Below are 14,959 nucleotides of genomic sequence, written 5' to 3' on the forward strand. Positions count from 1 at the left end.
AGATGTACCCAGATCATAGACCATTGCTGTGTAGAAAAGCATCAATATAGGTCGTATGACCTAATTTTAGATTCATACCATGAATGTGCTTGCCTCACCCCGTGGGCTAGGTAGGCTAGCGGGGATAAATGGATGACTGGATAGGATCAGATATGCCCTCGCCTACTGCCACCGAAGACCAAGAGATAGGGGGCCAGGTCAAATATGGCCGCACACAGAAAAGGTCGAGAAAGATCGAAGAAATAAATGATGCAGCGGCGCAAGTGTTCATCCGTGACGGCTACGCGGAATTTTCCGCCCGCAAGGTGGCGAAGGAAATGGGCATCAGCCTGAGCACCCTGCAGCATTACTGCGGGAATACCGAAAATCTTTGCTTGCAGATGATCAAGGCCAAACTTGAGTCTTTTGTGTTCCGCTTCCAGGAGATCTACACCGACAGCCATACGCCACCTATGGAAAAGCTGGCCCTGGCGATTCGGGAAAATGTGGCGGCGACCCTGGATCATTACACGGGCAGGTTGTTTTTCCAGATGGGCGCACTGGCGACCCAGGATGAACGCATCAAGGAGGTCATGATCGAGCAGTATGAGTATTTTCTGACAGGCCTGAGGTACCTCGTCCGTGAGATCAATCCCCAACTGAATTCGGAGGCTATCGAAACCTACAGCGGGCTCATCGCAACGATGATTGAGGGTAACTTCTTTTACCAATGGCAACCCAGCCTCACCCCTGAGATCCGGGCACAGATGCTCGATACCTCGATAGCACTCTGGAGCAACACGCTGATGAATCCACCTCGCCCGATGCTACTCACAGACGAGGTGTAGATGCCGGGTGTTATCGCTGCCCTTATCGACGGACATCCGGCCAGTCGTCGTACAGTCGCCCCATCAGATAGGGCGCATAATCAACGCCATCCTTCGACAGATCCACCACCTGCTCGACAATGTAGGACGTCTCCCCGCCGAGATGGCCACCCTCTATAAAATCTCCAACCGGCACCGTACCTACGCCGGTGTCAAATGGCGAGCCGGTGAGCTGCAGTTGCGAGCGAGTGATCGGACGGAAGCGCTTGATCAACGTGGAATTCTTGAAGATCACCAGTTCGGGGTTGCGGATTGAGCGTGCATTCACTTCATAACCGCAGCGCAGGTCAAAATAATACTCGGGCATTTCACTCATGCCGCCCTGCTCTTCTCCCAAGCATGCGTTGAGCTGGATCAAGTCATGATTCTTCCTGCCGGCGATGCCATGAAAGTTGTCGCCGTCTTCAAAGTAATCAATCGTCCCCTGCTTTTTTGGCATCCCCCAGAACTCACGCCCGGTGACGATGTTGACTTCCTCTGTTTCGAGAACGGTCAAATAGTAACTGCCTTCGACGCCTTTATATTCGGCATTGACGCCAATAATGGCGGCACGGTCGCGACCCATGCGATTCGGTACGCCATTCACCCACTCCATGAACGACAGGAACCCGACCGAGACTATCGGTTTCTCGCAAACATCCAGGCACGGAGGAAGCACGCTCCGCACGAACTCAGCGGTGATGGAATAATTGACATAACTGTAACTGTGGTGCGTACGGATATTATCGTAATAGCTCCGGTATTCGTCCAACTGCTGTCGAGTCCAAACATAACTCATCACATTCCCCTTGTTTTTACCGTACGGTGAGCCGCAATGCATATATCAGGCTGCTCCGAAAATGAGCTGCATGCTGTACTAGCAGCAATTGTACGATCGAAAACAATGCCAATAGGCTTTTGTACGATGCGACACGCACCGACGTCATTCATAACTTCGAACAACCCCCTCTGGTACATCCGTACATGGGTCTGATTGAAAACAACATGAATCCATCGATACTGGCGATTGCCATAAAAGAGCCTGCTCATGCGCCTCCACAATTTCTTTCCGAGACCTCACGATGACCTTCGATAGCTCTGACGCTGCCCTCTCCATCAACCCGGCCAACGGCGAACAGATCGGTCGTTTTCCCTATGAGTCTGTCAGCGAAATGGAGGCGACCCTGGTTCGCGTACAAGCTGGCTTTGAGAAATGGCGGAACGTTGAGGTAGAGGTCAGGGCCGGAGTCTTGCTCAACCTCGCCTCGCAGCTCCGCACCCAGGCTGAAGGGATGGCTCAGCTGGCTGCGAACGAAATGGGCAAACCTGTTGTTCAAGGGCGTGCAGAGGTAGAAAAATGCGCCGCGTTATGTGAATGGTACGCCCTGCATGGGCCACGAATGTTGGAGCCTGAGCCTACATTGGTCGAGGACAATAAAGCCTATGTCGCTTACCGACCCCTCGGGGCCGTCCTTGCGGTCATGCCCTGGAACTTCCCGTTCTGGCAGGTGATGAGGGGCGCGGTGCCGATCATCCTGTCCGGCAACCCGTATGTCCTCAAGCATGCGCCCAATGTCATGGGCTGCGCTTACAGGCTGCAACAAGCCTGGCGGGATGCCGGGTTGCCCGACGGAGTCTTTGAAGTCATCAACGTGACGCCGTCGACGGTATCCAGGGCCATCGAAGACCCACGCATCGCTACGGTGGCTGTCACTGGCAGCGTCCGTGCAGGTTCGGCCATTGCTGCGCAAGCCGGCGCGGCGCTGAAAAAATGCGTCCTGGAACTGGGCGGGTCCGACCCGTTCGTGGTCCTGGCTGATGCGGATATTGATGAGGCCGTGAAAGCCGCCGTGGTCGGACGCTTTCAAAACAGCGGTCAGGTGTGCATTGCCGCCAAACGCATCATCGTAGAACAAAGCGTGGCTGAAGCATTCGAGAGCAAGTTCGTTGATGCAGTCGCTGCGCTCAAGCTCGGGGATCCGCTTGAAAGCAGCACTTACATTGGCCCTATGGCCCGTGCCGATCTGCGGGACGAGCTGGACGAGCAGGTCAAGGCAACCGTCGCCCAAGGCGCGAAGCTGCTGTTGGGTGGTAAAAAAACAGAAGGGATCGGCAATTACTACGAGCCGACGATTCTGGCGGACGTCCGCCCCGGGATGACCTCGTTCGTGGAGGAACTGTTTGGCCCGGTCGCCTCACTGATCGTTGCCAGGAACGCGGAACACGCGCTTGAACTGGCAAACGACAGTGAGTTCGGCCTGGCGGGTAGCATCTGGACCGCTGACGTCGAAAAGGCCAGGCAGTTTGCCGCACGCATGATCACGGGCGGCGTCTTTATCAATGGATACGTCGCCACCGATCCCCGCGTCCCCATCGGCGGCGTCAAGAAAAGCGGCTTCGGACGGGAGCTCTCTCACTTTGGGCTCAGAGAGTTCTGTAACGCCCAAACGGTCTGGCTGGATCGCCGCTGATACGCTTCCAGGTCCGCCGCCAAGGAACGGAGGCGATCACCAGACCGCAATATGCGAATCCGCCCGGGGTTCGGTCCCGCCGCACAGCACGCCACTGAGCGGATCGCGGAGGATGATCTGCCCGCGACCATAGTCGGTCAGGTCGCTGCTGACCTGTACCTCATGGCCGCGGCGCGCCAGGGCGTTGACCAGGTCCGGTGACGCGCCGTGCTCGATGCCGACCTTCATCCCGCCCAGCCATTGCCAGCGCGGCGCATCCAGGGCCGCCTGGGGGTTCAGGCCGAAGTCCACCAGGTTCATGACCATCTGCACGTGTCCCTGGGGCTGCATGTAGCCGCCCATGACGCCGAAGGGACCGAGGGCCTGGCCGTTCTGGGTGAGGAAGCCGGGGATGATGGTGTGGAAGGTCTTTTTGCCCGGCGCGAGGCAGTTGGCGTGCGTCGGGTCGAGGCTGAATTCCTGCCCGCGGTTCTGCAGGGCAATCCCGCTGTGGGGCAATACCACACCTGAGCCGAAACCGTGGTAGTTGCTCTGGATGAACGAAACCATGTTGCCTTCTTCGTCGGCGGTCGCCAGGTACACCGTGCCGCTGGCGTGGGGGTCGCCGGGCGCGGGCGGCAGGGCCTGTTCGCCGATCTGTTCACGGCGCCGGGCACTGTATGCGTCGCTCAGCAGGTCGGCCACTGCCACGCGCATGTGCCGTGGATCGGTGATGTAGTGCAGGCCGTCGCTGTAGGCCAGCTTCATCGCTTCCAGTTGGTGATGCCAGGTCTGTTGGCTGTCGCGGTGATCGAAGCTGAAGCCCTCGAGGATGTTCAGGGCCATCAAGGCCACCAGGCCTTGCCCGCTCGGCGGGATTTCCCAGACATCAACGCCTCGGTAGTTGACGTGGATCGGCTCCACCCACTGGGCGCGATAATCCTTGAGGTCGGTGCTGCGCAGGTAGCCGCCGGTGGCGCGGGAATGGGCATCCAGGCGCTCGGCCAGGGCGCCGCGATAGAGACTTTCGCAGCGGGTAGCGGCGAGTTCTTCGAGGGTGCGGGCCTGGGCCGGGTTGCGGAAGATCTCCCCTGCCCGCGGCGCACGCCCTTCGATCAGGAAGGTATCGAACCAGGCCTCCAGCACCGGGTCGCGTTGGGGCGTGAACTCCTTCAAGGCGATCTGCCATTGATGGGCAACCACCGGCGACACGGCAAAACCACCCCGCGCCAGGCTGATCGCCGGTTGCAGCAGGTCGGCAAAAGGCAGCTTGCCGAAGCGTTGTGACAGCTCGGCCCAGGCCGATGGACAACCGGGCACCGTCACCGGCGTCCAGCCGTAGATCGGCATCCGTTCATGGCCGGCAGCCTGCACCGCTTCGACGCTCAGGGCCGCCGGGGCATGCCCGTTGCCATTGAGGCCGTGCAACTGGCCCTTGCACCAGACCAAGGCGAAGGCATCACCGCCGATACCGCAGCCGGTAGGCTCCACCACGGTCAGCGCCGCCGCCGTGGCGATGGCGGCATCGATGGCGTTGCCGCCCTTTTGCATGATCTCGATACCCGCCTGTGCGGCCAGGGGTTGAGAGGCAGCGACCATGCCGCGCCGGGCAAAGACGCTCTGGCGTTGCGACGGATACGGGTACTCGTGAGCAGAAAATTTCAACATGACAAACTCTCTTCACAGACAAAATGAGTCAGAGCACGCGACTGAGGAAGGCCCGGGTACGTGGGTGGCTGGGGTGGCTGAAAATCTGCTCCGGCGGGCCTTGCTCGATGAGCTCGCCCTGGTCCAGGACCACCACACGGTCGGCCACTTCCCGGGCAAAACCCATTTCGTGGGTCACCACCACCATGGTCATGCCCTCTTCCGCCAGTTCCTTCATCACCTCCAGCACCTCACCCACGGTTTCCGGGTCGAGGGCGCTGGTGGGCTCGTCGAACAGCATCGCCTGAGGCTTCATCGCCAACGCCCGGGCTATCGCCACGCGCTGTTGCTGTCCGCCGGAGAGCATGGAGGGATAATGGCTGGCCTTGTCCGCCAGGCCGACCCGTGCGAGCAGGCTGCGGGCCTGTTCCAGCGCGGCGGCACGCGGTATCCCGAGGACCTGGATCGGCGCCTCGATGATGTTCTCCAGGGCGGTCATGTGGGGGAACAGGTTGAAGCGTTGGAACACCATGCCGATGTCCCGCCGCTGGCGAGCGATGTTGCGCTCCGAATCGCGCACCAGGCTGCCATCGGCCCGTTCCCGGTAACCCATGGCCTGGCCATTGACGCGGATGCGCCCGCCCTGGATGTCTTCCAGCAGGTTGATGCAACGGATGAACGTCGTCTTGCCGGACCCTGAGGCGCCGATCAGCACCACCACCTCGCCACGGCGAACCTGCAGGGAAATGCCCTTGAGGATCTGCAGGTCGCCGAAGGACTTGTGAACGTCCAGCGCTTCGATGATCAGTTCTTCACTTTTGTGCGCCATGGTTAACGTTCCCTCAGCAATTTCAGGGTGCTGCGGCCGAACATCCGCGTGGCCGCGGGAGGCGGCGAAGACGGGCGATCCGATTGACCGAAGCGGGCTTCCAGCCAGCGCTGGAAGAAGCCCCAGAGGGTCGTCAGCAGCAGGAAGTAGATCGCCACCACCAGGTACAGCTCGAACACCCGGAACGTCGCCGACGTCACCATCTGAGTGCTGAGCAGCAGTTCCTGTACGCCGATCACGCTGACCAGCGTGGTGTTCTTGAGCATCACGTTGAACTCGTTGCCCAGCGGCGGCACGATCACCCGGAACGCCTGGGGCAGAATGATGCGACGCATCAGCCTTGCGAACGTCATGCCCAAAGACCGCCCGGCCTCATACTGGCCCTTGTCGACCGCACCGATGCCGGCGCGGATGATCTCCGCCATGTAGGCGCCTTCGTTGAGGCCCAGGGCAATGATCGCCGCCTGGATATTGCCGGGAATCACCAGGCCGAACAGGTCGATGTCCTCGAAGCGGAAGATCCCGCCGGCGGCCAGCGCGGTGTAGAGAAAGACAATCTGCACCAGCAATGGCGTGCCGCGCATCAGCCACACATAGAAGCGCACCGGCATGTGCAGCAACGGATTCTTCGACAGCCGCAAGAGCGCCGCCGCCAGGCCCAGGGCGCAGCCCAGCAACATCGCCAGCACGCTGATCAGGCAGGTCAGCCAAAGCCCGGTGAGGTAGACCCCACTGGGCTGCAGCAGGTACTGCCAGAACACATCCCAATTGAAATTCATCAACGCTTACCTCAATCGAGAGTGTCGCCGGCGACATGCCATTTATTGAGCAACTGGCTGTAGCTGCCGTCGCCGCGCATGTCGCTGATCACCTGCTGCACCGCCGCGCTCAGTTGCGGATCGTCCTTGCGAATGCCGATGCCGGTGAGAATCCGGCTGAAGGCCGGCACCCCTTCCTCGAACAGGTCGGGGGCCATCGCGGCGTAATAGCCGGCGGTTTCCACAGTGGTGCCATAGGCATCGACCTGGCTGATGCGCAGCGCCTGGAACGCATCGGTATCGGTGTTGTAGACCACTAGCTTCATCGGCGGTTTGCCGGCCTTGGCCAGCTTTTCATTCTCGGCGTCGAGCAGGGTCTTGATGGTGGAGCCGTTGAGCACCGCCACCTTGTGCGCGGAAAGATCCGGCAGCGTCTTGATGGCCTTGGGATTGCCCTTGGGCACCACGACCGCCTGGCTGGAGTACATGTAGTTGACGATGTCGATCACTTCCCGGCGTTCGGGTTTGTCGAACAGCTGGTCGACGATCATGTCGCACTGTTTGGCCAATAATGCGGGGAGCAACCCGGAGAACGGCACGACCCGCCATTCCACTTTCTTGTTGTCCAGGCGCTTGGCGATTTCCAGGCCGAGGTCGATGGTCAGTCCCTTGGGTTTCTGTGCCTCATCGAAGGACACCAACGGCGGGGAATCCATGCCCGAGCAATAGACGAGTTTGTCGACCTTCATCAAGCGCTCCGGCACCACGGGGGCGGCAGATGCCCACTGTGCACAGAATCCCAAGGATATTGCGGCTATCAACACGCGAGGCTTATACATGACCAGACACTCCAGTTCAGTGGGTAACGGGCAGTACTCAACGTCAAAACACGGGCAGGCTCATGCCTGTTCTGTTTATTTTTTCGCTTGCAGGAACTCGATCAATTCAGGGATGGTGCCTTCGATGTGCGCGCGGACCACCGCCTCGGCCTTGTCGGCGTCACCGGCGCGGATCGCTTCGAGGATCACCACGTGTTCCTGGCGCGCGCTCATGGGTTTTTCCACGTGCTGCAACCACAGGCGCATGGGCGCCTCCACCAGGGAATAAAGGGCACTGATCTGCTTCAACAGCCGGGGACGACCGCTGAGGCTGCACAGGTATTCGTGAAAGGCCCGATGACGGCTGACCCACTCGGCGCTTTCGTCGCGGTAGTCGTCCATCGCGTCCAGCAGACGTTCCAGGGCAGCCAACTGACGATCGCCAATGCGCCCCACCGCGACCCGGACCGCCAGGCCTTCGAGGGCGCTGCGCATCTCGAACACTTCTTGCAGTTCGTCGATGTCCAGGCCGCTGACAACGGCTCCGCGATTGGGCCGCAGCGTGACCAGGCCCTGGGCATCCAGGCGACGGAACGCCTCGCGCACCGGCATCCGGCTCATGCCGATCTCACTGGCGATGTCCTCGGCGATCAGCCGATCGCCTTTATGAAATCGTCCACCACAAATGGCTTCCAGCAGGAAGTTGTAGGCCTCTTCCTCGGCGGTGACCGGGGGACGTTCAGTGTAAGACGGAGCAAACTGCATGGTCGCACCCCTTGTATTTTTGTATCCAATTATCCATGGATTCAAAAATAGCAGAATGCGTGCCAATACAGTTGACGGATATGCAAGTGATTGATGTGAAGGGGAAAGAATTGCGAGGTTGGCCCGACAGTTAATCCAGTCTCACGGCTGGCCGGTGCGGATGTGCTACTTATTGGCCCAGGAGGCGCCCATTAATGTGCAAAGCAGTAGCCCGGTAACATCGCCGGGCTATCAACCTGTGGCTCCTGTAACGCTGTTCAAGCGATGAACCTGTGGCGAGGGGATTCATCCCCGCTGGGCTGCAAAGCAGCCCCAAAGCACTGCTACTCGGTGTGTCAGGCGGATTGAGTCGCCTATGTTAGGGCTGCTTTGCAGCCCAGCGGGGATGAATCCCCTCGCCACAGGTTCATCGCTTTTCTTAAGTGAACAGCATTATTTGGCCCTGGGTGTTTCCGAAGGCGATTCGCCGAACAGTTCCCGGTAATGCGTCGCGAAGTGGCTCAGGTGAAAGAAGCCCATGGCCACGGCGATCTCGCCGACGTTCTGCGCGGTTGCCCGGGTCGTGATCAAGCGCCGTCGCACCGCATTGAGCCGCAGATTGCGCAGGTACTCGACCGGACGCATCCCGGTCACAGCCTGGAAACTGTTCTGCAGGGTCCTGCGACTGACCCGCAGTTGCTCGCAAAGATCGAGGATGCTCAGGGAGGTATCGCCGCTGTCCCCTACCAGCTCCTGGCAACGCTTGACCAGATAGGCACTGACGGCAAAATTGCCGCGCCGCCCCCGTACTTCGTCCGAGGCGTGGCTGAACAGGTCGAGGAAGGCATTGAGCAGGACGTCCTCGAGCATTTTTTCCGAGGCTGGAGTGATCGCGTCGGGCTGCTCCAGTAGACGGCGAAACAGCGGATGGATCCTTTGTTGTACACGCAGCAGAACCGTCTCATCCACGCTGACCTGGGACACGCTTTTCAAGCGTTTGAGCTGGTCGTCCGGCAGCTCATAGGCCGCCAGCTTGGCGAAACGCACCATGTCGACGTTGATCGCGAAGAACCGCGTCCCTTCCGGAGCATGCAGGACAAAGTCTTCCCCATCGCGCAGCAGCACGACGTTGTGCGCGTCGACCTGATGCCCCTGGACCACCGGTGCATTGCCCAGCGACATGGCAATGCACAGCCGTCCCTTTGGCGCGCAGCCGCGCTGCACCACACGTTTATCCAGCACTTCCTGGAAGATCTGGAAACGCTCGGCGCAAATGTGCTGCAGTTCGCTGGACAGGCATCCACGGCCGAGTTGGTCATAGACCTGCTGCCAGCCCAGGATCGAACCGGCGTGCTGTTGAGGATCATTGAAGGTACGGACTTCGGCGAGCATGATCAGTGTTCCTCGGTGGCCGGCATTGTTCTACCGGCCGTTCATAAGGTGCTCGATCATCCATGACAGCGACAGGTTCTACGGGGCGCCTGCGTCGGCGCGGAAAACCAAAGCCAGTTCCGTGCCAAGCATATGCAAGCGGTACTCGGCGGGCTGGATGTCCATGGGCGGCAGCAACGCGCCCGACAGTACGACCTGCCCCGCTTCAAGGCGCTGCCCGTCCGCCAGCAATCGCCGGATCAGCCAGCAGAGATTGACCTGTGGCGTATCCTCCCGCGCTTGGGTGTCACCGTTACCGCAGGCCACCCCGTCTCGCTCCAGGCAATAGCTCACGGGGGGCATCCGACCCGACTCGAGTTCAATACGCGGGCCGACGCAGTACAACGCCGCCGCCGCGTTATCGGCCAGGAATGCCCCGACGCCGAAGTTCCAGCCCTGCCATCGACAATCGGCGATCTCGAAGGCCGGGGCAACCGCGCAGACACAGGCCAGGATTGCCTCATCGCTGTGATCACCGGGCTCCAGGGTGCGCCCCAGGAAGCACGCCAGCTCAATTTCCAGTTTGGGCTGGATCAGGCTCGTCAGGTCCACCGAACTGCCGGGTTCGACGACCATGGCGTCGGTCAGCGCACCCAGCAGAGGTTCCTCGATACCCATCCGCTTCTGCGCGGCGCTACCGGCAAAGGCCACCTTCCATCCGTTCAGCTGCTCGCCGCGGGCTTGACGCTGGCGCAACGCTTCGCGCTGCAGGGCGTAGCCTGTCGGCAAGTCGAACGCCTGTGGGTCCAGCGGTGGCAGCGCCCGTGCCGTCAACGTGGCCTGGTGGAGCTGGCCCAGCAGTTCATCCCATGGCTTCATGAAAGTTGCTCCGCCAGTTTGCGCAGTACGCCTTCCAGTCGCTCCGGCGTGGTAATCGCGGCGACAAAGCGGTCCGGCCGCACCACCACGACGCAATCCCGCACCTTGGCAAACCATTCTCCCAAGCGGTTGTCGACGTCTTCGACGCAGATCGCCTGGCTCGCGGACAACGGCTGGTTACGCCCCTTGCCGCTGCGGGAACGGTTGACCTGAATGAAACGGGTATTCCAGCGCGCCCAGTAGGCACGGGTTTCTTCGCTGAGCGGCTCGTTCGGATTGACCCGATAGCCCAGCACCGCATAGGAATGGCCCAGCACTTCGTCCAGACGGCGGCGCTGGCCTTGCTCATCTTCGACGGTCGGCTGGATGAACAACTGCCCTACGAGGTCATCCTCGTGCAGTTCCGCGCGTTCGTGATGCACCAGACCCTTGGTAATGGTGGCCTTGGGTTTGAACTTGAATTCCAGCAAATGCGAACGCAGGTTGTCGACGCTGTTGACGGCCTGGAACAACCAGTCCCGCACACCCGCCATCAGCGGATTGGTCAGCCCCAATACGGCGCCCATGTTGTCAGCCAGGGCGATGAGGTCGGTGGCATGCCCGCGGCGCTCCTGGTCGTAGCTGGCAAGTATCGAGGCCGAGGCGCGTCCCTGGATGATGGCGGCGATTTTCCAGGCGATGTTCACCACGTCCCGCAGGCCCGAGTTGAGCCCCTGCCCGGCCCACGGCGGGGAAATGTGCGCCGCATCGCCCACCAGGGCCACGCGCCCTTCGACAAACCGCGCCGCGACCCGGGAGTTATGGGTGTAGGCGCGTATGCGGATGATCTCCAGGTCATCGGCGGCATTGCCGATGTGCCCGCGGATCAAGCCACGGATGGTTGCTTCCTCGCACATCGTGTTTTCATCTTCGCCCTCCAGCAGCATGAACTCCCAGCGGCGTTGCTGGTACGGCAAGTAGATGCAGACGAAGGGCCGTTGAGGATCGGCATGCAAGGCCGTATACGGGGCGTCCAGGGTGTCGTTGGCGGTATCGACCACCACCCATTTGCGCGGATGGGTCAGGCCCAGCAATTCGATGCCGAGTTTCTTGCGCACGCTGGAACGCCCGCCATCCGCGCCAATCACATATTGCGCGTGCAGCTGGTACAGCTCGCCCTGGGCGTCGCGCACTTGCAACGTCACCCCTTGAGCGTCTTGCTCCAGGTCGAGCATTTCATGCCCCTGGCGCAGCTCGACACCGGGGTGTCGGCCCAGGTGCTCGCGCAACGTTCCTTCCAGCAACTGCTGCATGAAAATGTTGCGCATCGGCCAGCCATAGTGGGCGGTGCTCGGTTTGACTTCGGCAAAGCACACGCCCCGGGCGTTGTAGTAACGCAGGGGGACGTTGCAGATCATGTCCCGGCTGGCCAGCTCGGCGATGTCGATGCCCTGCAACACACGCAGCGCTTCATCATCCATGCCCACCGCACGGGGGTACGGCAGGATGCCGTCCGCCAGTTCGAGGACGACACAATCGATACCGTACAGGCCCATGTAATGCGCGGCGGTGATCCCGTTCGGGCCACCGCCCACGATGACCACCTGGGTTTTGTCCTGCTTCATCACGCTTCACCGCTTCGTTGTTGTGGTTGTAGGTGTTGGCCGTGCAAGTAGTCCCTGACGACACGGTTGAAGGTTTTACCCTGGTCATCATGGACGTAATGACTCGCGTCGGCGATCTCCGTGGTGTGCACCAGCGGATTGGCGGCTTTCATGGCTTCCAGGGTCGCCGCCGGAAGAAAGTCGGAACGCCCGCCCCGGATGAACAGCGTCGGGCAATCCAGCGCCCGCACCGCCGGCCACAGGTCCGTCGGCGTGATACTCAGGCGTGCCTGGGCAATGCCTTGCTGGTCGTGGCGCCATTTGATGCCGTCGAGGGTTTCCTTCATGGAATACGCCAATCTGGATGCCAGCGCCTCCTGGGACAACCCCGGACGCGCCTTCTGCCAGAATTGAGCGGCACTTTCCCAGTCGGGAAAACACAGGGGCGTTTCGCTCATTTCCCGGCGAATGCGCTCGGCACCGTCGCCGCTGATGGAAGACCCGGGACCGATGTCCTCGATCACCAGTGCCTGGAGCCGCCCGGGGTTGAGCCGGGCATACTCCAGCGCGTTGGTGCCACCGAGGGAATGGCCCACCAGGACGAACCGCTGCAAGCCCAGGTGCGCCACCAGGTCCTCCAGATCGCTGACATAGGCCTCGGTCCGGTAGCTGTCGGCAGGCGCCCAGTCGCTGTGCCCGCGGCCGCGCTGGTCCAGGGCATAGCAACAATAGGGTTCACCCAGGGCATCGGCCAGGGACTGCCAGGTCTGGGCGTAGGATCGCAACCCATGGAGCAACACCACCGGGATGCCTGCCGGGCTACCCCAGGACAGACAGTGCAGGCGCAACCTCGTTCGATTGCTGAAGAAATGGCTGTTTGCGGACATTCGTTCGGTTCCCACGGTCAACGCCCCTTAATACAAGCCGTCGTTACCCTTGACGTCCGCGGCCTGGAGACCGCCCAGACGCGCATGCAAACGCCCACGGGTGGCGAAGGCCCAGATGATGACCAGTTCGTCAGCCGAAGGGCCGTCGCCAAACGAAAGCGAAATGCTGTCGTAATGCGAACGCACGTACAGCGCATCCTTGTGGGCCAGCGGCACGTCGATGGTCACGCCTGGGCCGCCACGCTTGCCGGTGGACGGTACCCAGGACTTGCCGCCGCCCAGGGCGACACGAATCGGATCCGCCGCCGGATTGGTCAGCAGTGCATTGCCATGCTCATACTCGCCCTGGCTGCCGACCAGGCAGGCCTTGCCGTAGCTGACGATCTCATGCTCGCCCGCCAGTGCCTGGATGCGCCGACCGAACTCCTGGCCCAGCAAGGGCGACGGCTCTATCAACTCGGCCAGGCTTTCGCTGTAGCGCCCGGCGTAGGGGTTGGCGATCACGGCGCCGATGGCATATTTGAACAACGGTTCGCCATCGGCCAACTGGCCGCTTTCATTGGCCAGGGTTTCTTCGACGAAGCTGTACCATTTGCGGATGTGGTAAGTAGCAAAATTCGCGGTTTTCATGGATCGATGCTCTTTCAAAGTGGGTCGAGATCAAACTTGCGGCTGGGCGCTCCGGCGGCCCTGAAACGGGCCTTGCCGCGCGCGTCGTCGTGTTCGGTCTCGAGGAAGAATTCCATGCGGTTGCCGTCGGGATCGTTGAAGTACACGCCATGGCCGATTTCGTGATCGGTGATTTTCACCACTTCGATCCCCTTGCCGAGCAACATGCCGTATAGCTGTCGCAGCGTGGTCATGTCACCGGCGATCTCCAGCCCGTAGTGCTGTAATCCCAGGCCGCCCTGATGGGCACCCGGCTCGGCACGGAGTAACGCGATGTCGTGGTGCTTGGCACCGAACGCCATCATGATCCAGCTGTCCCCCCGGGCGCTTTCGTGCATGCCCAGGACATCGGCGTACCAGCGTGCCGACGTTTCCGGGTCGCGTACGAACAGCGACAGGTGGGTACGAACGACCTCGACTTTCATCGCGATACCTCAGTTCTTGATGATGGATTGGTGCCCGGACTTGATCTGCGCCACCGCCGGTGTCCAGAGCACATCAGCGATTTCACTGAACTCACGCCACTGCTTCTGCCAGCCGTCACCGCCGTTCTCGGAAGTGAACAGGTGCCCGTACTTGGTGCCGGCGACGATCTGGCGCGGGTCAGCCGGGTTGCAGGCAATCGCCCAGACGCACGAATTGGGTTGCTGCGGCAGGGGCAACACCTCCCAACTGACCGCCGCATCGCGGGAGACCAGCACCTTGCTGGTGGTGCCGGGCGTGCCGTCGGAAATGCTCAGGTAGAGCGTGTTCTCGCTACCCAGCGGTGCGTTCATGGCGCGAACGTAGTACAAGCCGAAGGTTTCGCGGGCAACGATGCCGGTCCAGGTCTGTCCTTCATCGAGGCTGCGATAGACCGCGTTGACGCACACCACCACGATGACTTTCTGGCCGTGGTTGGGCAGCACCAGGATGTTGTGGACGTCCGAGTTGAAATCCCACAACAGCCGGTCGTCGAGGCGGGTCCAGCTATCGCCGCCATCGCGGCTGTGGAACAGACCGCCCTCTTCCAGGCCGAACCAGAGCTGGTTGCGATCCGTAGGGTCATAGGCGAACGCCAGCAAGCGCGGCCGGCTGACACCCTCGCAGAACTCCGGGATCTCCACCGGGGCGCGGTCCCAGCTCTGGCCACCGTCAAGGGTGCGCCAGAGCACGGCGCGGGAAGGCGCGCCCGTACCGACGAAAATACGCTGGGCATCCGCCGGATCCACGGCGACCTTCCACACGGTCTCGCCGTTGAACGGCGAGTCCACCCGTTGCCAGTGACCGCCGGTGTCGTGGCTGACGCACAGGCCGACGTCGGTGCCGGCATAAATCACCTCAGGCGTACCGGGATGGACGCTCAGGGATCGGGTGATTGCATCGAACTCAAGGTCCTGCCCCAGGCCCAGGCGGTGCCAGGTGCGGCCGTCGTCGGCGCTGCGGATCACCGCCTGCCCGACGGTAGCGACCAAAAGGGTTCCGTTACTCATTGCTGCT

The 14,959-nt window shown here is 61.2% G+C and carries 15 protein-coding genes; 2 read left to right on the top strand and 13 right to left on the bottom strand.

Annotated elements, in window-relative coordinates:
• Positions 1-152: 152 nt before the first annotated feature.
• Positions 153-827 carry a TetR/AcrR family transcriptional regulator gene (locus LOY35_RS14575; RefSeq protein WP_258623919.1) on the top strand — a complete coding sequence of 225 codons (675 nt, stop codon included), beginning with the start codon at positions 153-155 and terminating at the stop codon, positions 825-827.
• A gap of 22 nt (positions 828-849) precedes the next feature.
• Here the strand turns inward: LOY35_RS14575 and LOY35_RS14580 are convergent, their stop codons facing one another.
• Positions 850-1,644: an acetoacetate decarboxylase family protein gene (locus tag LOY35_RS14580; RefSeq protein ID WP_258623924.1), complete on the bottom strand. Its 795-nt coding sequence runs from the start codon at positions 1,642-1,644 to the stop codon at positions 850-852.
• Positions 1,645-1,927: 283 nt separating this feature from the next.
• Between LOY35_RS14580 and LOY35_RS14585 the strand changes: the two genes are divergently transcribed.
• Entirely contained in the window at positions 1,928-3,316 is a 1,389-nt protein-coding gene (locus LOY35_RS14585) for an aldehyde dehydrogenase family protein (RefSeq protein WP_258623932.1), read from the top strand.
• A gap of 36 nt (positions 3,317-3,352) precedes the next feature.
• Here LOY35_RS14585 and LOY35_RS14590 read toward each other — a convergent pair whose 3' ends face one another.
• The 12 genes from LOY35_RS14590 to LOY35_RS14645 form a co-directional block, all read right to left on the bottom strand.
• On the bottom strand, positions 3,353-4,963 hold the full coding sequence (locus tag LOY35_RS14590; protein ID WP_258623935.1) for a gamma-glutamyltransferase family protein: 1,611 nt from the start codon (positions 4,961-4,963) through the stop codon (positions 3,353-3,355).
• Positions 4,964-4,991: 28 nt separating this feature from the next.
• Complete coding sequence (locus LOY35_RS14595) at positions 4,992-5,771, bottom strand: amino acid ABC transporter ATP-binding protein (protein ID WP_258623937.1); 780 nt, start codon at positions 5,769-5,771, stop codon at positions 4,992-4,994.
• Between the two features lie 2 nt (positions 5,772-5,773).
• A complete protein-coding gene (locus LOY35_RS14600) occupies positions 5,774-6,550 on the bottom strand; it encodes an amino acid ABC transporter permease (RefSeq protein ID WP_258623939.1) in 777 nt (258 codons plus the stop codon).
• Positions 6,551-6,561: 11 nt separating this feature from the next.
• Complete coding sequence (locus LOY35_RS14605) at positions 6,562-7,368, bottom strand: ABC transporter substrate-binding protein (protein WP_258623942.1); 807 nt, start codon at positions 7,366-7,368, stop codon at positions 6,562-6,564.
• Positions 7,369-7,443: 75 nt separating this feature from the next.
• Positions 7,444-8,112, bottom strand: a complete 669-nt coding sequence (locus LOY35_RS14610; protein ID WP_258623944.1) for a GntR family transcriptional regulator — start codon at positions 8,110-8,112, stop codon at positions 7,444-7,446.
• A 432-nt stretch (positions 8,113-8,544) separates the two neighbouring features.
• Complete coding sequence (locus tag LOY35_RS14615; protein WP_258623951.1) at positions 8,545-9,483, bottom strand: helix-turn-helix domain-containing protein; 939 nt, start codon at positions 9,481-9,483, stop codon at positions 8,545-8,547.
• 78 nt (positions 9,484-9,561) lie between these two features.
• Positions 9,562-10,341, bottom strand: a complete 780-nt coding sequence (locus LOY35_RS14620; RefSeq protein WP_258623959.1) for a 2-keto-4-pentenoate hydratase — start codon at positions 10,339-10,341, stop codon at positions 9,562-9,564.
• Positions 10,338-11,945: a bifunctional 3-(3-hydroxy-phenyl)propionate/3-hydroxycinnamic acid hydroxylase gene (locus LOY35_RS14625; protein WP_258623962.1), complete on the bottom strand. Its 1,608-nt coding sequence runs from the start codon at positions 11,943-11,945 to the stop codon at positions 10,338-10,340. The genes LOY35_RS14620 and LOY35_RS14625 overlap by 4 nt, the downstream gene beginning before the upstream one ends.
• Complete coding sequence (locus LOY35_RS14630) at positions 11,945-12,811, bottom strand: alpha/beta fold hydrolase (protein WP_258623968.1); 867 nt, start codon at positions 12,809-12,811, stop codon at positions 11,945-11,947. The genes LOY35_RS14625 and LOY35_RS14630 overlap by 1 nt, the downstream gene beginning before the upstream one ends.
• Positions 12,812-12,838: 27 nt before the next feature.
• Positions 12,839-13,441, bottom strand: coding sequence for an amino acid synthesis family protein (locus LOY35_RS14635; protein WP_258623986.1), 603 nt, complete (start codon positions 13,439-13,441; stop codon positions 12,839-12,841).
• Between the two features lie 14 nt (positions 13,442-13,455).
• Complete coding sequence (locus LOY35_RS14640; RefSeq protein ID WP_041023087.1) at positions 13,456-13,905, bottom strand: VOC family protein; 450 nt, start codon at positions 13,903-13,905, stop codon at positions 13,456-13,458.
• Positions 13,906-13,914: 9 nt separating this feature from the next.
• Positions 13,915-14,952 carry a VPS10 domain-containing protein gene (locus LOY35_RS14645; RefSeq protein WP_258623990.1) on the bottom strand — a complete coding sequence of 346 codons (1,038 nt, stop codon included), beginning with the start codon at positions 14,950-14,952 and terminating at the stop codon, positions 13,915-13,917.
• Positions 14,953-14,959: the final 7 nt, after the last annotated feature.

Origin of the sequence: Pseudomonas sp. B21-028 (assembly GCF_024749045.1) — a bacterium.
GTDB lineage: Bacteria > Pseudomonadota > Gammaproteobacteria > Pseudomonadales > Pseudomonadaceae > Aquipseudomonas.